Origin of the sequence: Bradyrhizobium sp. CB2312, assembly GCF_029714425.1 — a bacterium.
In the GTDB taxonomy this organism is placed as follows: Bacteria; Pseudomonadota; Alphaproteobacteria; order Rhizobiales; family Xanthobacteraceae; genus Bradyrhizobium.
The window spans coordinates 9,411,357-9,428,278 of record NZ_CP121668.1 but is presented as its reverse complement, the minus strand read 5'-3'; the positions used below and the strand labels follow the sequence as shown (position 1 = coordinate 9,428,278).

Here is a 16,922-nt window from a genome sequence, read left to right as displayed (position 1 = left end):
TATGACGAAGCCATCCCGACGCGATGCTCGCCCCGCCCCGGCCGTCACACGCGCCGCGGCGACCGGGCTGAAGCTCGAGGACGCGTCCATGGGCGACATCGTCGATGCGTTGGCGGGCGGGCACATCTCCGCCACGGCGCTGACCGAAGCCTATCTCGCGCGCATCGAGGCCTGTGACCGCAACGGGCCCATGCTCAATTCCGTCCGCGCGCTCAATCCTGACGCGCGCGCGATCGCAGGCAAGCTCGACGGCACCAGGCCGTCGGCCAAACGGCCGCTCGCCGGCGTGCCGATCCTGCTGAAGGACAATATCGCGACCGGCGACAAGCAGCCGACCACGGCGGGCTCGCTGGCGCTCGAGGGGGCGCGCGCCAAGGGCGATGACACCATCGTCAAGCTGCTGCGAAACGCCGGCGCCGTGATCCTCGGCAAGGCGAACCTGACGGAGTTCGCCAACATTCTCGCGATCGAGATGCCCTCGGGCTACTCGTCGCTCGGCGGCCAGGTGAAGAACCCTTACGTGCCGGCGCTGCTGGATGATCGGGGCATCCCGGTCGTCGACCCCGGTGGCTCGAGCTCGGGTTCGGCGGTCGCTGTCGCCGCTGGTCTGTGCGCGGCCTCGATCGGCACCGAGACCTCGGGCTCGCTGCTGCACCCTGCCAGCCGGAATGGCATCGTCACGGTAAAGCCGACCGTCGGTTTGATCAGTCGTGCCGGCATCGTGCCGATCGCGCACAGCCAGGACACCGTGGGGCCGATGACGCGCACCGTGCGCGATGCGGCGATGCTGCTGAATGTGCTGGCTGCCAAGGACCCGCTCGATCCCGTGACGGAGCGGCAGCGCAGGCCGGCCGACTACACCGCCGGCCTCGCGCGCGATGCGATGAAAGGCGCACGCATCGGCGTGCCGAGCGACCCCGCCGATCCCTTGAACGATCCCTACTACAGCAAGCTGCCGACTGACGGTGCCAGGTTGATGGCCGAGACCATCAAGGTGCTCGAGGATCTCGGCGCCGTCATCGTGCGGGCCAGCATGCCGGCGGCGGGCTGGATGAGCGGACCGGGCACGATCATGGCGGTGCTCAATCGCAATCCGCTGAGCGGCAACAAGGGCAATGCGGTCACGCAGCGGATCGTTTTCCTCTACGAGCTGAAGCACGATCTCAATCTCTACCTGAAGGATTGGGCGACCCACAGCGACATCAAGACCATCGCGGACATCGTTGCGTTCAACGCGGCTCATGCCGACAAGGCGCTGCGCTTCGGTCAGGACCTGTTCCTCGCCGCCAACAGCACCAGGGGCGATCTGAGCGAGCGCGTGTACAGATCGGCGCGCGCGATGGACCTCCTCGCCGCCAGGACGCGCGGCATGGACGCCTACATGAACCAGCATAGGCTCGACGCCGTCCTGTTCCCCGGCGCGACTGGCGCGGCGATCGCCGCCAGGGCGGGCTATCCCAGCGTCATGGTGCCGGGCGGTTTCGTCTCGGGAGCCGACGGCAAGGACACGCCCGACTATCCGCTCGGCGTCACCTTCGCCGGCCGCGCCTGGAGCGAGCACAAGCTGCTGCGCCTGGCCTACGCCTACGAGCAGGCGTCGAATATGCGCAAGCCGCCGCCCGGTCTCCCCGTGCTTTGAGTGCAGTGACATCGGGTTCGGCCGAAGGGCCCGCCTCAGCCGTTCGGCAGCCACCACCCGAAGATCGCAACGACGAGGCACGCCGCGAGGCACACGGCCTGGCGCCCCATCTCCATCCAGTATTGGACCGGCGCGGTGTCCCGCTGGAAAACCAGCCGCGACCAGTCCAGCAGCCAGTCCACGAGATCGGGACTGGAAGCCCTCATTTTGCGCTCGGTATAGCCATCCCGCAGCATGCGGACGCAATCGACGCACAGATAGGCCGCAACGATACGGGCGACGACCTCACACAGGAAGAAGCGCATGGATGGACCCGTTTCACCGGTGTCGCCCATCGATCGGCGGGATGCGCGATCATGCATGGGTGCGACCTGGTTTGGTGTGGCCGGCGTTGCGGTTGGTTCAACCGGAGAGGCCGGGCGCCCGGATTGAACCGGTCCGGCGTCCGGGCGCACCAACGCCGCGTAAGTCCCGAAAAGCCGCGACGAAGGAGCGTGCGATGAAGGCCCTGAAAGCATCGATCCGTGTCGCGGTGACAGCGCTCGCCCTGAGCCTGTCGTTTGCCGCGCCGTCCCATGCCGAAGAGGACGAGGCGGGCGCGCTCACGCGGCAAATGAAGCAGCTTTACCGTGCCGGGAAGTACACCGAAGCGCTGCCATTGGCCCAGAAATCCCTGGCCCTTCGCGAGAAGGAGTTCGGCCCCGACGACGCGAACGTCGCGATGCCGCTGAATGACCTCGGCACGATCCAGTACAATCTCGGCCAATACGCCGTCGCCGAGCCGCTATACAAGCGCGCCCTGGCGATCCGGGAGAAGACGCTCGGTGCGGATCATGCCGAAGTCGCGATGGTGCTGAACAATCTGGGCGATCTCTACCGCGCCGAAGAGCGTTACGCGGAAGCGGAGCCGCTTCTCAAGCGGTCGATCGCCATTGGCGAAAAAACCAATGATCCGTCGATGGTGCTGGCGTTGAGCAATCTCGGGGCCGTCTACAGCAATCAGGGCCGCTACGACCAGGCTGTACCGCTGTTCAAGCGAGGCCTCGCCGTGCTCGAGAAGGCGCTCGGGCCGGACGATCCCGAAGCCACGGTGCTGATGAACAATCTGGCCGACGCCTATATCAATCGGCATCGCTACGCCGATGCCGAACGGCTGCTCAAGCGGTCGATCGCGGTGACCGAGAAGGCGTTCGGTCCCGATCATCCCGACGTCGCGCAGGCGCAAAACAATCTGGCCGCGCTCTACGCGCGTCAGGGCCGCAACGCCGAGGCCGAGCGGCTGTTCAAGCGGTCGGCGGCCGCGATGGAGAAGACGCTCGGTCCGAACCATCCGGACCTCGCAGGTGTCCTGGAGAACCTCGCCGGTCTCTACCGGGATCAGGGGCGCTATGCCGATGCCCAACAGACCCTCAAGCGGTCGATGGCCATTCGCGCGAAGACAAGGCCGATCTGACCTGCCATGCGCGACGTGATTCCCGCCATCGCCAAAAATCGCTCGCTTCGCTCCATTCTCCTGGGCCTGCTCGCATTTGCCTTCATGGCGAATGCCTCGCCCGGTATGGCCAGCGAATGGCGTTACGGCTGCCGGGGCGTGCTGCCGAGCGGCGATGCACCGGTCATCATCTTCAATCGCTCCGCACTGATCATGTTGCCGAAGGGCTGGGTCGGTGGGTCGCTGCTTGGTGCGGTCAACGATCAGCTTTTGAGCTCGAGCTTCCGCGCAGCCGACAACAATTCGGGGCTTGCCACGAAGATGGTGTTTTCGCGTGACGATCATCCCGACGAGAAGCTGACCCTGACCGAGACGTCGTCGAAGACGATCTCCGATGTCAACCGTCCGGCCGGCCATCAACCGCGCTCGGAGCAGATCACCACCTACCGCAAGGTCTATCGGTGGGTCAGCGACGGCATCTACCAGGGTCCATACGACATCAAGATGGACTGCGTGAATTACGAGCTCTCGGCGCCCCGTCGATAGCTTTGCGCGGGGAATGCGAAGCCCGCCTCAGGCTCGAAGCTCCGGATCCGCCGGAGCCAACAGCCGGCAGACACGCCGACGACACTTTTTCAACTTTTTTGCGAATTGACGGCCGCACCATGTCGGCGCGGACCGGTCTCGTTCGTCCTTGGGGAGACACGTCCCGGGACGTGCTGGACATGGACCCGGCACCTGTGGAAGTGATTTCGTCAATTCGAGCCGTCAAAGCCGCAACTGGAGCAATGCCCATGAGGATCACCGTCGAAACCAGCGTCGCCGCCCCCATCGATCAGGTCTGGCGTGCCTATACGACGCCTGCCGACATCGTGAAGTGGAACGCCGCGTCCGACGATTGGCACACGACCAAGGCCACGGTCGACCTGCGGGAGGGCGGCCTATTCTCGTCGCGCATGGAGGCCAAGGACGGCAGCATGGGCTTCGACTTCGCCGGCACCTACACGACGATCGTCGAGCACAAGCTGATCGAATATGCGTTTGGCGATCGCAAGGCCGAAGTCGAGTTCGTCCCCGGTCCGAAGGGCGTCACCGTCCGCGTCGTCTTCGATGCTGAGACGACGCACTCGGTCGAGCAGCAGCAAGGCGGCTGGCAGGCGATCCTCGACAGTTTTGCGCGATACGTCGAGGCGAAGAAGACGTCGTAGGCGCGTGCAGGGCGCTACGATAGCCTCACGGGTTCACCGAACCATCGCACCATAGCGCGAGCCGCCTCCTCGAGGTCAGGCGGCTCCCTGCCGGCCCACGCCACGATGCCGTCCGGGCGCACCAGCAAAGCGCTCAATCCCAGCCGATCCTCAGGCTCGCTTGCAACATGATCGATCCGGTCGATCCAGCGGCGCGCAAGCGCTTGCAGCGATGGCCGGGCGTCGAAGTCCAGCAGCAGCCCTCTTCCTGTCCTGAGCAGCTCGCCCAGCCGTCTTCCATCGGCGAGCGCGAAATCGGGCGCGCTGCGGCCCACCAGCGGATGGGCATCGCCGAGATCATAGCGGAGCGAGATGCCCCAGACGCGCTCGGCGAAATAGGTCGCGCCGTCGCGCGTGTCGATGAGATCGCGGATGATGGCTTCGAGCGCGCGGGAGCTCCTGCTCGGACGCATGAGGGCAACCTGGGCGCGCGACCAGTCGAGGATCTGCGCTCCCACCGGCTGCCGCTCAGCCCCATAGGTGTCGAGGAGGCCGGCCGAAGCATTGCCGCGAATGGTCGCGGCGAGCTTCCAGCCGAGGTTCATGGCATCGCCAAGGCCGAGGTTCAGGCCCTGGCCGCCGAGCGGCGAATGGATGTGGGCGGCATCCCCCGCCAGCAAGAGGCGGCGCTTGCGATAGCAGGTCGCCTGAAAGGCGCGGTCGGTCCAGGTGGTGACGAGGTGAAGGGCTGTCACGTTCACATCGCGGCCCGAGACCTTGCGCAGAACCGCCTCGATATGGCCGCGGTCCGGTTCGCTGCGGTGAGCGGCGCCACCGTCGAAATCGACCATGGCGATCGTGCCGGGCGCCGCATAGGTGTACATGCCCGACGCCGTGTAATGGCGGCCCGGCGCGAGGGCCCCTGGGTCGGCCAGCTCGACCAGCGCGGAATAGCCGGTGAATTCCGGATCGGTGCCGGCGAATTCGATACCGGCGGCCTTTCGCACCATGCTGCGTCCGCCGTCGCAGCCGACCAGCCAGCGGCCCTGGACCATTCCGCCAGCCGTTTCAACGGTGACGCCATCGTCCGATTGCGTGAGAGACTCGACGCCGCAGCCGCGCCGGATCTCGACGCCCAACGTCCCCGCGCGCATGGCGAGAACGGCCTCGATGCTTGCCATGTCGGCCGCGATGCTGCCGATCGGACCGGGCAGGCGATACGGCCATTGCGCGCTGTCGATCTGGTCGTGGAAGAACTGGATGCCGGCGAAATGGCCGCCCGGGCGGCGCTGCTGCTGCATCCAGTGCGCGGCCGCCGGCGTGTCGCGGCCGGCGGCGCGGCGTGTGAGATCATCCAGCAGGTCGCGGCGATCCAGGCTCTCGATGGTCGGCACCGAAAGCCCGCGCAGCCCGAACGGCAGGCCCTTGAGCGGCGAATGCGGATCTTGCGCCTGTTCCAGCGCCAGCACTGAGCAGCCCGCAAGCCTGAGCTCGCAGGCCAGGAACAGGCCGACGGGACCTGCGCCGGCAATGATGACGTCATAGGGGATGGTGTCGGGATTTTGCATGAAAAGCTCCGTTGTCGATATTCGACTGTCGATGTTCGACCGGAGCGTTTCCCGAACCCGAGGACCTCACGGACGAACGAGGGATCGCCTGACCGGCGACCGTTGTTCGTCGTGGGGATCTCGGGCGCGAGGCCAAAGACCAGAGCTTTCGTTACCGAAAGGACTTGGGCTTACCAGACCAAGTCTGCCTTTTCCGACATGGCCATTTAGCGTCGGGGCGCGGCCGCGTCAACGGGCGGTCGGCCGCGCTTCGCAGAGTTCATCGATCTTCCGTGCCATTTCGGCCGCAGTCGCACTAAAGCGCGATGACGATTCATCCTGATCTCATCGCGCTTTAGTGGCTCGCGATGAAGGCGAGCACGGCCTCGTCATAGGTGTCAGGGGCTTCTCCTGGAACAGTGTGAGATGAGCCGGGGATTCTTACGCGAGTTCGTTGAGGCAGGCATTGTTCCAGTTCGTCAGCGATGCGCTGGAAAAACTCGGGACTGCGCTGACCATTTGTCAAAAGCGTCGGCATTGAAATGCGCTTTGCCATGTCACAGGTGAACACCGGACGTGGACGGGTACTGGTCACGTCTGCGACGGAAGACAGCGCATTGTCGGACATCATCCTGCGATCGCTCTCGGACCGCCGGTCGTAGGTGCCGGGTCCGCCGACAGCTTCCGCAAAGAGCCGGAGCCCGGCATCAATCTCGCCATTTCGGAATGCCTCCCGTGTGGACGCAAACCGAACGTTCCATTCCTTCAAGATCTCCGTGCCTCCGGCTGCTCCGGTGAGCAACCTCGTGGCCGGGGGTTCATTGATGATGAGCGTTTTCACCATCTCAGGGTGATTGGCGGCGAAGAACAGCGCGGCATGTGCGCCGGCCGAGTGAGCAACGATGTGAGCTTGCTTTATGCCGAGCCCCGACAGGATAGCGGCCAAATCCTCAGCGTGAACATCTGCCGCGGCATCAGGCAGACCGTCCTTGCTCGTTGCATTCGGAAAATGATTTTGCCGGCTGTAGGAGATGACACGGTGATTTTTCGCGAACACCGGAACATGCGCATTCCAAAAGCGATAGTCCTGAAGTCCGCCGTGCACCAAAACAACGGGATCTCCTTGCCCAGCCTCGATGTAGGCGAACTGCGCGCCGGCGACGCTTATCTGCTTGACGTCATCTCCGATAGCTGGCGCCACATACCAAGGACAGAGAATGAGACTGGCTATGAGGACTTTGGTCCAGAAGTGCATGGCAAGCTCCCTGCATCTGAAAGTAGAGAAGATATCCCGACGATGGAAGCTCGGCCATGCGACGTTGCGTTGCATGTATCAACGAACCGCAGGTTGGCAGCCCGAACGAGCAGCAGGACCTCGATAGAGTCCCCTGTTGCGTTAGGCTCTACCCGCGACGTCCGCTGCGGGGGCAGTGGCGGACAGCGCGGCGGCGAGCGCCGACGACCGCCTCGGCTCAGAAGTGGAGGTCGGCTGCAAAATCCCCCGATCAGCAGCCCCGGCAGATGCCGGCGATCCTGCTGTCGATGTAAGCATCCTCCTGATCCAGCGGTCCCATCGTCGTCGCGGGAACGTCCGATGCGCGCGGCTGGCGATGACCGACCGGCGCCGTCCAGGGTCGGGTGGTCGTTTCCTTTCCGGCCGCCGCCGGATGGAACGATTGCGCCGACGCGGCGCCAAGCGTCGATGCGAGGGCGAGCACAAGCAGCAGCTTCGAGGTGATCATCGAGGCCTCCAAATGGCGTCCGCGCGAGATGCGCGGTTCTGACATCCAGATTTGCGCCAGCGACCTGTTATTCCGTTCCTAGCGGAGGCGTGATGCTGCCGTGACCCGCCTTCCGGAACGACGCTTGGTCAGACCGGGGCCTTGCGGCCGATCAGGCCGAACACGATCATGACGAGGCTGATGGCGCCGACGGCGCCGGAGACCTCCCCGACCGTGCGCATCAGGGCGACCGGATCATTGGACCACAGCGTCATGTCGCGCATCGACAGGAAGAACAGCACGGCCAGCACCAGCAGCACCGTGCCCACCGCAATCAATCGCCAGTTTCGTTTTCGCATGCCAGATGCTCCGCCGTATCGCCCGTGAACGGGCGAGGCCGATCCCTACGCAGGGGATAGTGTCGTTGAAGCCGGATCGGGTTCAATGCACCCGTTGCTCCGCATCGTGATGGCGAGCTCCTCTCTCATCGTCTACGATCCGGTCGAGACATTTCTTGAAAGGCACGAGGATGCGAACCATTGGCCTGATTGGCGGCATGAGCTGGGAGAGCACCGCGCTCTATTACAAGCTCATCAACGAGCGCGTCCGCGATCGGCTGGGCAAGCTGCATTCGGCGCCGCTGCTGCTGTACTCCTACGATTTCCAGGAGATCAAGCAGATGCAGTATGCCGGCCGTTGGCAGGAGGCAGCATCCAGCCTTGCCGAGGTCGCGCGCCGCCTCGAAAGCGCTGGCGCGCGCGCCATCGTGCTGTGCACCAACACGATGCACAAGCTGGCGCCCGAGATCACGTCGAAGCTGACCATTCCCTTCATCCACATCGGCGACGCGACGGCTGAGCGCATCCGGGCCAAAGGATACCGGCGCGTCGGATTGCTCGGCACGAAGTTCACAATGGAGGAGGACTTCTACATCGAGCGGCTGCGCGCGCATGATCTCGACGTCCTCGTTCCTCCCGCAGACGCGCGCGCCGACGTCAACCGCATCATCTACGACGAGCTGTGCCTTGGCGTCACCGCGGAGCCCTCGCGCCGCCGCTATCAGGACGTGATGGCGGCGCTGGTCGCCTCGGGCGCCGAGTGCATCATCCTCGGCTGCACCGAGATCACGATGCTGGTCGGGCAGGGTGACACGACGGTCGAGACATTCGACACGACCGCGATTCACGCGGAGACGGCGGCCGATTTCGCCATCGGGTGATGGCGATGTCGGTGGTGCCGGAGGTTTGCCATCTGAAACGGAGATGTCGGCCGACGTCGGCTATGGTGTTCATGCTGACTCCATCCACCCCTCGTGATAGCATGCCTCTCGTCACCGGCCCGCAAGTCGTTCTCACAAGCGCACACGCGACGAGGTGTGAGGAGGAAGGCCAATGAGTTGGGGAGCGCTCTGCAGGCCGCGCAGTTGCCGCAGGCTTTTTGCGTCTGTCATTCTCGCCTCCGCGCTCTCGGCGCCCTTGGTTTGCGCAGAGGGCCTCCGAAGCCCTCTCGGCGAGCCGGGGCCGGTGTTTTCGGACAGCGGCCCCGATGCCGAGCTTTACGGCGCGGCGTCCGGCTATCCGGTCGGTACGCGGGGGACCACCGCCCGGCTTGACCAACTGGTCGGAGTCTACAGCCATTTTGGCGAGATCTACCCTTCCCGTCGGATCGCGCGCGCGACGACGCCCTGGCAGTTCAAGCGCGCGCCGGAGCCATCGATCGCCTACAGTTTCGGGTCCGAGCGGCTGAGCATCGCGGATTATCTCAAGCGCAACCCGGTGACGGGACTCCTGATCGCCAGGGACGACACCATCCTGTACGAGCACTATCAATATGCGCGGACCGACCAGGACCGCTTTCTCTCGCAGTCCATGGCCAAGACGCTGGTGGGCATGCTGGTCGGGATCGCGGTCTCGGAGGGACGGATCAAGTCGATCGACGACCTCGTCTCAACCTACGTCCCGGGCCTTGCAGGTAAGGAATATGGAAACACCTCCATCCGGGCCCTGCTGAACATGTCGTCGGGCGTCGAATTCTCGGAGGTCTATGACGGGAACGATGACATCGCCCGACTTGGGCGAGCCTTGTTCGTCGAAGAGACGAAAGACCCCGCCGCCGCCGTCGCGCAATTCAATACGAGAACCGCACCGCCGGGCACCCGGTGGCACTATGCCAGCGTGGAAACCGAGATCCTCGGCCTCGTCCTGCGCGCCGCCACGGGTACGCCGGTTGCCGACTATTTCCACGACCGGATCTGGAATGCCATCGGCACTGAAGCGGATGCCTCATGGGCGATCGATAGCGGCGGGCAGGAGATTGCGTTCTGCTGTTTCAACGCGACCTTGCGCGACTATGCGCGTCTGGGCCGGCTGCTCGCACACGACGGCGCCTGGGACGGTCGTCAGTTGATTCCCCGGCAGTGGCTGCTGGATGCCACGACCGTCAGGCCGGAGGATGGCCATCTCGCGCCGCGCGTGGCCACGCCCTATTTCGGCTACGGCTATCAGGTCTGGCTCCTCCCCGGCGAGCAGCGCAGATTTGCCCTGATCGGCATCCGCGGCCAGGTCATCCTGGTCGATCCGGCCTCGAAGCTCGTCATGGTGCACACGGCCGTTCGCTAGAAGCCGTCCGAGCCGGGAGCCCTCAGGGAGCCGCTCGCGTTGTGGTCCGCCGTGCTTGGGCAGCTCGGGCAATGAATTGCCCTGGCGTCGCGCGATAGGATAGGAAGGCTTCCCAAAGTCCCCTCGATCCAACTCAAGAGAAAAAGCGATGGCTCAGTTCCCGCCCATCGAGCCGTATGAGCATGGATTGCTGGATGTCGGGGATGGTCACCGGATTTACTGGGAATGTTGCGGCAACCCCACCGGCAAGCCGGCGCTTTTCCTGCATGGCGGTCCTGGCACGGGTTGCTCTATCGGGCAAAGGCGGTGTTTCAATCCGAACGTCTACAAGGCCGTGCTGCTTGATCAGCGCGGCTCCGGTCGCAGCCTTCCGCTTGCAAGTGAATCGGGCGCGGACCTGGCAAGCAATACTACCCACCACCTGATCGCGGATATCGAGAGGCTGCGCGATCTGCTCGGTATCGAAAGCTGGATCATCCTCGGCCTGTCCTGGGGAACCACGCTCGGCCTTGCCTACGCGCAAGTCCATCCGCGGCGGGTGAAAGCGATGGTGCTCGGCTTTGTGACCACGACATCGCGTGACGAGGTGCAGTGGATCACCCACGATGTCGGGCGCATCTTTCCAAGGGAATGGGAGCGCTTTTCCGATGCTGTCCCCCGGCGTCTGCGCAGCCTCCCGCTCGTCGATGCCTACGCGATCATGCTGGCGGACGCCGACGAGGCGGTTCGCGATGCAGCCGCGCGGGAATGGTGCCTCTGGGAGGACGCGCACGTCTCGCTGACACCGGGACATCAGCCCAATCCGCGATATGACGACGCGGAATTTCGGCTACGATTTGCCCGGCTCGTCACGCACTATTGGCGCAACGCGGCGTTTCTCGAGAATGGTCGATTGATCCGCGACGCAACGAAGCTGAACGGCATTCCCGGCGCCTTGATTCACGGCCGTTTCGACGTCTCTGGACCGTTGTCCACGGCCTGGCAACTGCACAGGCGATGGACGACCAGCAGGCTGCATGTTCTCGGCGACGCCGGCCACGGTGGCGGCGATGAGTTCATGCCCCTGGTGATCCGAGCGCTGGATGAGTTCGGGAAGCTGTAGGAATGCGGGCTGCGGACTTATCGTCCGGGCTCGCTCGTCCGTCACCGCGTCACGCCGCAGCGCGGCCAAGGTCGAGCGATGGCCTGCGCCTCGTCGGAAAACTCAGCGCCACCGCAACGGCGGCAAGCCCGATCGCGAAGGAGCCGACGTGCAGCCAGGTGTAGTGCTGGAAATTATCGAACACGAGCCCGTCGGCCCAGGGCCCGAGTTCGTAGGATGGGTAGAGCGAAGCAAAACCCCTCAAACTTCTACATCGGGCGAGCCAACGAAAATACCAGGGCGATGGGCTCCGCAAGATCTCAACCCATCCGGCTGCCCAGTTAGGCGAGACCAAGGTCAGCGGCGGTGAGTTTGGCTGACTTCTCCCACGGATCCGGAGACTCGCGCAGCTTCCCGTTCACACGATCCCGATCGAAATTCTTTTCGTCGAAGTTCGTCTCGCGTGAGCCGACGACCCGCGTATCACTCATTCGGGAAGTCCTGCTTTGCGCAGCCCGTCAATAAATACCTCGAGCTTTGACGAACTGGTGCGGGCCACCCATTCAGCAATGCGAAAATTGGGCTCGAGCTCAAGCATGTGGGCAACTGCCTCTTTCGTTTCTGCTTCGCGTCCGAGATGTGCCGAGGCCGCCGCAAGGCAGCGATAGACCATCGAAGAAGCGCGGTTCTTGCGAAGGGCCTTCCTTGCAAACGTGGCCGCTTCGTCGAAGCGCCGAAGGTCAATAAACGCAATCCCCATTCCCGTGAACGTCAGGAAAATCCAGGGGTCGACCGGGCTCAGGCGGATGGCGCGCTCAAAACTTCGGAGTGCTTCATCGGGATGCCCAAGATGCCGATAGGTCAAGCCTCTTCGGTTCCATGCATTGGCGGAATTTGGATTGAGAGCGATCGCCCGGTCCACCAGTTCGATAGCAGCGTCCGTATCTCCGGAGAAAGCCGTTGCGCGACCAGCGATGGCCAAAGCCTCCGCGTCATTCTCGTCAATACTTAGCGCCAATCGCGAAAGCCGCGTCGCTTCTTCAATCGTTGACTTCCAATCGACAGCCCATCCGTGACTGATGTTGAGAAGGTGGCAACTGGCTGCGAACGACGCCGTAGCGCCATACCGGGGGTCGATCTGCAAAGCACGATGCAACAGCTGGAGCGCCTCCGCTGAGCCCTCGCGGGTATAAGAATAAAGCCGCGCTGCGGCTCGGAGATAAAGGTCATAAGCGCTGAGGTTATCCGGCCGACGCCGCGTCGCCAGTTCGATTTCAGCCTGCAACAATCTTGGTGCGATTGCGGAGACAACGCTCTCGGTCACCTGGTCTTGCAGATCGAAGATGTCGCCGAGCCCGCCATCAAACCGATCGGCCCATAGATGTGCTCCAGTAGCGGTATCGACCAGTTGTCCGGTGATGCGCACTCGGTTTGCCGCCTTGCGAACGCTCCCTTCCAATACGTAGCGCACTCCAAGCTCGCGCCCCACCTGCTTCACGTCGACGGCCCGCGCCTTGTAGGTGAAGCTGGAGTTTCGGGCGATGACAAATAGAGCCTTGAAACGGGACAGCGCCGTGATGATCTCCTCGACCATTCCATCGGCAAAGTATTCCTGCTCAGGATCATCGGACATGTTCTCGAACGGCAGGACAGCGATGGACGGCTTATCTGGGAGGCGCAGCGGCTGGCTGGATAGCTCCAGCGACCTACCCGCGTCGGAGGGTGCGGGATGCGCTGCGCCGACCCGCACCGCGTAGATACGGACTACTCGGTCGATGTTCTTCAGCGACCTATCACCCATGTCGTCGAAGGCAAACGGCGTCTTCCCCTGAACCTGCCGGAAAGCATCATCGGAGAGATAGACCCCGCCCGGCTCGCATTCGTTTTCAACACGGGCAGCAACGTTGACGCCATCTCCGAAGATGTCATCGCCGTCGATGATGATGTCACCGACGTTGATGCCGATGCGGAAGGTGACAGGTAGAGCGGCACTGAGGTTACGTTCCCGCATGCTGCTTTGAACGGTCATCGCGAATGTCACCGCGTCCACTGCGCTGGCAAATTCGACAAGCATGCCATCGCCGGTGGTCTTGACGATACGGCCCTTGTACTCGGCAATCGAGGGATCGATCAGCTCGCGACGATGCGCCTTCAAGGCTCGCAGAGTGCCTACCTCATCAGCCCCCATGAGCCGTGAGTAACCAGCGACATCCGCCGCCAGGACCGCTGCAAGTCGTCGTTCAACGCGATTGTCGGTCAAAACGGCCTCCCGAGGTCGGTCGATCCGTCGCACATATCAAAGCATAGGGCGTGGCCCTCGGGCTAGGGCCAATGTCCGCTCCGGGTCTTGGCCGTGTAAAAACGATCTCAAAGGGCGTCGGTCCCGGAAGCGGGGAGCCGCGTGTGTCTCAGGCCCCGATCGCAGCGATCAGCGGCTTGATCCCGACGATGTTCATGACCCGTGTCAGATTATAGGCCAGCACCGAGAGTGCCATTTCGGCGGCTACTTTTGGAAGCGTTTTGGTGAGGAAGTGTGTCGCTCCCATGCGGGCCTTCATCGTGCCGAACGGATGCTCGACTGTCTCTCGACGCTGGCGCATGGCTTGTGGGTTTGCATCGAGACGCTGCTGCACAGCCTCGAGCAGATGCTCATGCTCCCATCGTGGAATCCGCCGCTCTGGCCCTGTCGTGCACTGCGATTTAAGCGAACAATTTTGACAGGCCGTGGTCCAGTAGCGCCGTAGCCGCTTCCCGTCTTCCTCGCTCGTGAAGCGATAAGGCAGTTGCTCTCCAGCTGGGCAGCGATAGGCGTCCTCTTCAGGCAAATAGACAAAATCCTGCTTGCCGAAGCGCCCATCTGACTTGGCACCCGACGTCTGTGGCTTGGGCAGAGTTACCGTGATGCCGGCCTCGTGGCACGCGAGGATCTCCACGCTGCTGAAGTAGCCGCGATCGGCAACGGCCTCGAGCGCATCGGTCTGGAGCACTTCTTTCGCCTGCTTTGCCATATTGGCCAGTTGAGCCCGATCTGAGCCGCTGTTCGTTACCTCATGGGTCACAATCAGATGGTGCTCGGTATCCACGGCGACCTGCACATTGTAGCCGACGACGCCGGAGCCGCGGCCGCTCGTCGCCATCGAGCGGCTATCGGGATCAGTCAAGGAGATTTGCTGGTCAGGCGATGCAAGCATCTGCTTCTCGTAAGCGGCAAGCTTGCCCATTTCCTCCTTCAGCTTCGTCAGCTTTTCGGTAAGCCTCGTCACCTTCGTGGCCAGGGCCTCCGTCGGCTCCTGCCGGTCGGCCGTGTCAAGTTGGCCTAGATACCGCGCGACGCTCTCCTCCAGCTGGGAGCGTCGCCGCTCCACCTTCGCCCGGGTGAAGTTCCTGTCCCGGTTGTTCACCGCTTTGAACTTGCTGCCGTCGATGGCAACGCTCGCCGTCGTCAGGAGACCCATCCCACGGCAGAGTTCAACGAAGCGCGCACACACCCTGCGCAGCGCCAGGCCATTGTCCTTGCGGAAGTCGGCAATCGTCTTGTGATCGGGAGTGAGCCGGACCCAGCAGCCACATCAGTTCGACATTGCGTCCGGCTTCTCGTTCGAGCCGCCGGCTCGACTGCACCCGGTTCAGATAGCCATAGATGTAGAGCTTCAAGAGAACCGAGGGATGGTACGATGGCCGACCGGTCGCCGCCGGCTCAACCTCGAAGCTCATCTCGGCCAAATCGAGCGCATCGACAAACGCATCGATCACACGGACAGGATTACTCTCGTCAATGAAATCATCGAGGCATTCCGGCAACAGCGTGCATTGCCCACGATCCGCCTCCTCAACGAAGCGCCTCATCGATTCCCCCAAAAAGAATCACCGGAGAATCATAGCAGCGGCACAGCGTTTTCACACAGCCAGGGTCAAAAGCGGGCGTCAGCTTATCTGTGGGGCGGCGTCCGGCCTCCCTCAGACAGCAGACGTCGCGACGGCTCTCGCGGTGTTCAGCTTGGGGCCAGGACCATAGCTCGGGACATCCTGTTCCAAGAGCACGCGGGGTCGGCTGGCATGCCCCGCACCGCGGCCATGTCACGGGCGCACGCGCATAGGGGAATTTGGTGTTGGGTCTAAATGCTGTTTAATAATGGACGGGGGTCGCCATTTTGGTACGTGCGCAATGACCGGAACTGCCCTGAACGTTGTGTCCTTCCTGTTTCTCGGTTTTTTCCTCGGGATGCGGCATGCGACCGACGCCGACCACGTGGTCGCCATTGCCACGATCGTCAGTCGCGAGCGCAGCATGGCGGGCTCGGCGCTGATCGGCGCCGCCTGGGGCATCGGGCACACAATGACGGTGATGGCGGTCGGCGCGGCGATCATCGTATTCGGGGTCGTGATCCCGCCAAAGCTCGGTCTGTCGATGGAATTCGCCGTCGGCATCATGCTGGTCCTGCTCGGCATTCTCACCTTGACCGGGATGGGCCGGGCGGTCGGCGCAGCCCATGCCCATGCGAGTATCCCAGGCGGACATTCGCACGATCTTCACGATCACCTGCATGCGCATGGCGACTACGTGCACACGCACCCACACGGTCATGACTCGGATGCGCACGGGCACGCCGAAGACCAGACGCCGCTGGCGCAGCTCGACCGCAGTGCGTTTGGGCGAATGGCGGTCTATCAGTGGCTGCGACCGTTCGTGGTCGGTCTCGTGCACGGTCTTGCAGGATCGGCCGCCGCAGCCCTGATGGTGCTGTCCATCATCCGCGAACCGGTCGCAGCGCTTGGCTATTTGCTGCTGTTCGGGCTCGGCACTGTGGTCGGTATGATGCTGATCACGCTGATCTTGTCAGCGCCGTTCGCGTTCACCGCCGTTAATTTGCCGAAATTCAATTGGCGGCTCCGTGTGGCGTCGGGCCTGATCAGCTTCGTCTTCGGAGTGATCCTGATCTATGCCATCGGCTTTGCCGAAGGCGGCCTGTTCACCGACGCGCCGAGTTGGGAACCGCGCTGACGGCTGGCGCACGACATCAGCGGCAACATGCGTTTCCGCAAGACCTGTTTCGGTTGACCATCGGGGAAACCGAGAGATACAGTGTCGCAACAACAAGTAGAATGGAGGATACGCCATTCGGACGATCGGCATGCCCGGTAGGCGGCCGTTGTTGCTGGCCGGCGTCGTTGTGGCGCTCGCAGCAACCACCGGTGCCGCGTGGCTGCACGAGATCCGGCCGCGGTCGGTGGTGGAACCCACGGCGCAAACCAGCGGAGCACGAGCCGAGAAAACCCAGCCGCCGGCGTTGACCGCGGACGAGGAACGCTTCGCGACAGAATTGTGGGCCCTCCACCGGGAGGCAACCCGGTCGGCGGTAGCGATGAGCTTTGCCGGCATCTCCTATCAGACCGACGATCGGGACCCACACGCGTTCGCACGAAAGATCGAGCCGCTGGCGAAATTCTTCCATGCCGCCGAAGCGCAGGTCCGCACCATGAATGCGCCGCCGTCGCTGTCCGGGACGCAAGCGCAATATGTCAGCGCCATGGCGCTCTACGCTAACGCCGCCGCCGAAATACTGAAATTCACCGAGGATGGCGACGCGCAACATCTCGGCGACGCCCACCGCATGGATGTGAAGGCTTCCGAAGACATGCTGCGCGTCGGCGAAGTGCTGTGGCCGGGACAATACAAGCCGCATTGAAGCGTTTTCG

Annotated in this window: 16 protein-coding genes and 1 pseudogene; 9 read left to right on the top strand and 8 right to left on the bottom strand. The window is 63.3% G+C overall.

What is annotated here, in order from left to right:
• Position 1 precedes the first annotated feature (1 nt).
• Positions 2-1,639, top strand: coding sequence for an amidase family protein (locus tag QA642_RS44900; RefSeq protein ID WP_283082534.1), 1,638 nt, complete (start codon positions 2-4; stop codon positions 1,637-1,639).
• A gap of 35 nt (positions 1,640-1,674) precedes the next feature.
• Here the strand turns inward: QA642_RS44900 and QA642_RS44895 are convergent, their stop codons facing one another.
• The gene (locus QA642_RS44895; protein WP_283082533.1) at positions 1,675-1,944 is read right to left on the bottom strand and encodes a hypothetical protein; all 270 of its coding nucleotides are present in this window, start codon (positions 1,942-1,944) and stop codon (positions 1,675-1,677) included.
• 194 nt (positions 1,945-2,138) lie between these two features.
• Between QA642_RS44895 and QA642_RS44890 the strand changes: the two genes are divergently transcribed.
• From QA642_RS44890 to QA642_RS44880, 3 genes are all read left to right on the top strand, one after another.
• Positions 2,139-3,092, top strand: a complete 954-nt coding sequence (locus QA642_RS44890; RefSeq protein WP_283082532.1) for a tetratricopeptide repeat protein — start codon at positions 2,139-2,141, stop codon at positions 3,090-3,092.
• Between the two features lie 6 nt (positions 3,093-3,098).
• Positions 3,099-3,617, top strand: a complete 519-nt coding sequence (locus tag QA642_RS44885; RefSeq protein ID WP_283082531.1) for a hypothetical protein — start codon at positions 3,099-3,101, stop codon at positions 3,615-3,617.
• A gap of 248 nt (positions 3,618-3,865) precedes the next feature.
• The gene (locus QA642_RS44880; protein WP_283082530.1) at positions 3,866-4,279 is read left to right on the top strand and encodes an SRPBCC family protein; all 414 of its coding nucleotides are present in this window, start codon (positions 3,866-3,868) and stop codon (positions 4,277-4,279) included.
• Positions 4,280-4,293: 14 nt separating this feature from the next.
• Here QA642_RS44880 and QA642_RS44875 read toward each other — a convergent pair whose 3' ends face one another.
• The 4 genes from QA642_RS44875 to QA642_RS44860 form a co-directional block, all read right to left on the bottom strand.
• Positions 4,294-5,826 (bottom strand): FAD-dependent monooxygenase, encoded by a 1,533-nt coding sequence (locus tag QA642_RS44875; RefSeq protein ID WP_283082529.1) that lies wholly within the window; start codon positions 5,824-5,826, stop codon positions 4,294-4,296.
• Between the two features lie 334 nt (positions 5,827-6,160).
• Complete coding sequence (locus QA642_RS44870; RefSeq protein WP_283082528.1) at positions 6,161-7,060, bottom strand: alpha/beta hydrolase; 900 nt, start codon at positions 7,058-7,060, stop codon at positions 6,161-6,163.
• Positions 7,061-7,310: 250 nt separating this feature from the next.
• Complete coding sequence (locus tag QA642_RS44865; RefSeq protein ID WP_283082527.1) at positions 7,311-7,547, bottom strand: hypothetical protein; 237 nt, start codon at positions 7,545-7,547, stop codon at positions 7,311-7,313.
• 128 nt (positions 7,548-7,675) lie between these two features.
• Complete coding sequence (locus QA642_RS44860) at positions 7,676-7,885, bottom strand: hypothetical protein (RefSeq protein WP_283082526.1); 210 nt, start codon at positions 7,883-7,885, stop codon at positions 7,676-7,678.
• 170 nt (positions 7,886-8,055) lie between these two features.
• Here QA642_RS44860 and QA642_RS44855 point away from each other — a divergent pair, with 170 nt between their 5' ends.
• The 3 genes from QA642_RS44855 to pip all read left to right on the top strand — a co-directional run bounded on the left by QA642_RS44855 (position 8,056) and on the right by pip (position 11,246).
• A complete protein-coding gene (locus QA642_RS44855; protein WP_283087110.1) occupies positions 8,056-8,745 on the top strand; it encodes an aspartate/glutamate racemase family protein in 690 nt (229 codons plus the stop codon).
• Between the two features lie 304 nt (positions 8,746-9,049).
• Complete coding sequence (locus QA642_RS44850; RefSeq protein WP_283082525.1) at positions 9,050-10,144, top strand: serine hydrolase; 1,095 nt, start codon at positions 9,050-9,052, stop codon at positions 10,142-10,144.
• Between the two features lie 148 nt (positions 10,145-10,292).
• On the top strand, positions 10,293-11,246 hold the full coding sequence (pip, locus tag QA642_RS44845; protein ID WP_283082524.1) for a prolyl aminopeptidase: 954 nt from the start codon (positions 10,293-10,295) through the stop codon (positions 11,244-11,246).
• Between the two features lie 49 nt (positions 11,247-11,295).
• On the opposite strand, the gene QA642_RS44840 is transcribed toward pip, so the two are convergent.
• The 3 genes and pseudogenes from QA642_RS44840 to QA642_RS44830 all read right to left on the bottom strand — a co-directional run bounded on the left by QA642_RS44840 (position 11,296) and on the right by QA642_RS44830 (position 15,071).
• Positions 11,296-11,490 carry a hypothetical protein gene (locus QA642_RS44840; protein ID WP_283082523.1) on the bottom strand — a complete coding sequence of 65 codons (195 nt, stop codon included), beginning with the start codon at positions 11,488-11,490 and terminating at the stop codon, positions 11,296-11,298.
• Positions 11,491-11,712: 222 nt separating this feature from the next.
• Positions 11,713-13,485: a tetratricopeptide repeat protein gene (locus tag QA642_RS44835; RefSeq protein WP_283082522.1), complete on the bottom strand. Its 1,773-nt coding sequence runs from the start codon at positions 13,483-13,485 to the stop codon at positions 11,713-11,715.
• A gap of 148 nt (positions 13,486-13,633) precedes the next feature.
• A pseudogene (locus tag QA642_RS44830) lies at positions 13,634-15,071 on the bottom strand (IS1182 family transposase).
• Between the two features lie 319 nt (positions 15,072-15,390).
• Between QA642_RS44830 and QA642_RS44825 the strand changes: the two are divergent.
• Positions 15,391-16,227 carry a hypothetical protein gene (locus tag QA642_RS44825; RefSeq protein WP_283082521.1) on the top strand — a complete coding sequence of 279 codons (837 nt, stop codon included), beginning with the start codon at positions 15,391-15,393 and terminating at the stop codon, positions 16,225-16,227.
• Positions 16,228-16,378: 151 nt separating this feature from the next.
• The gene (locus QA642_RS44820; RefSeq protein ID WP_283082520.1) at positions 16,379-16,912 is read left to right on the top strand and encodes a hypothetical protein; all 534 of its coding nucleotides are present in this window, start codon (positions 16,379-16,381) and stop codon (positions 16,910-16,912) included.
• The last annotated feature ends 10 nt before the right edge of the window (positions 16,913-16,922 follow it).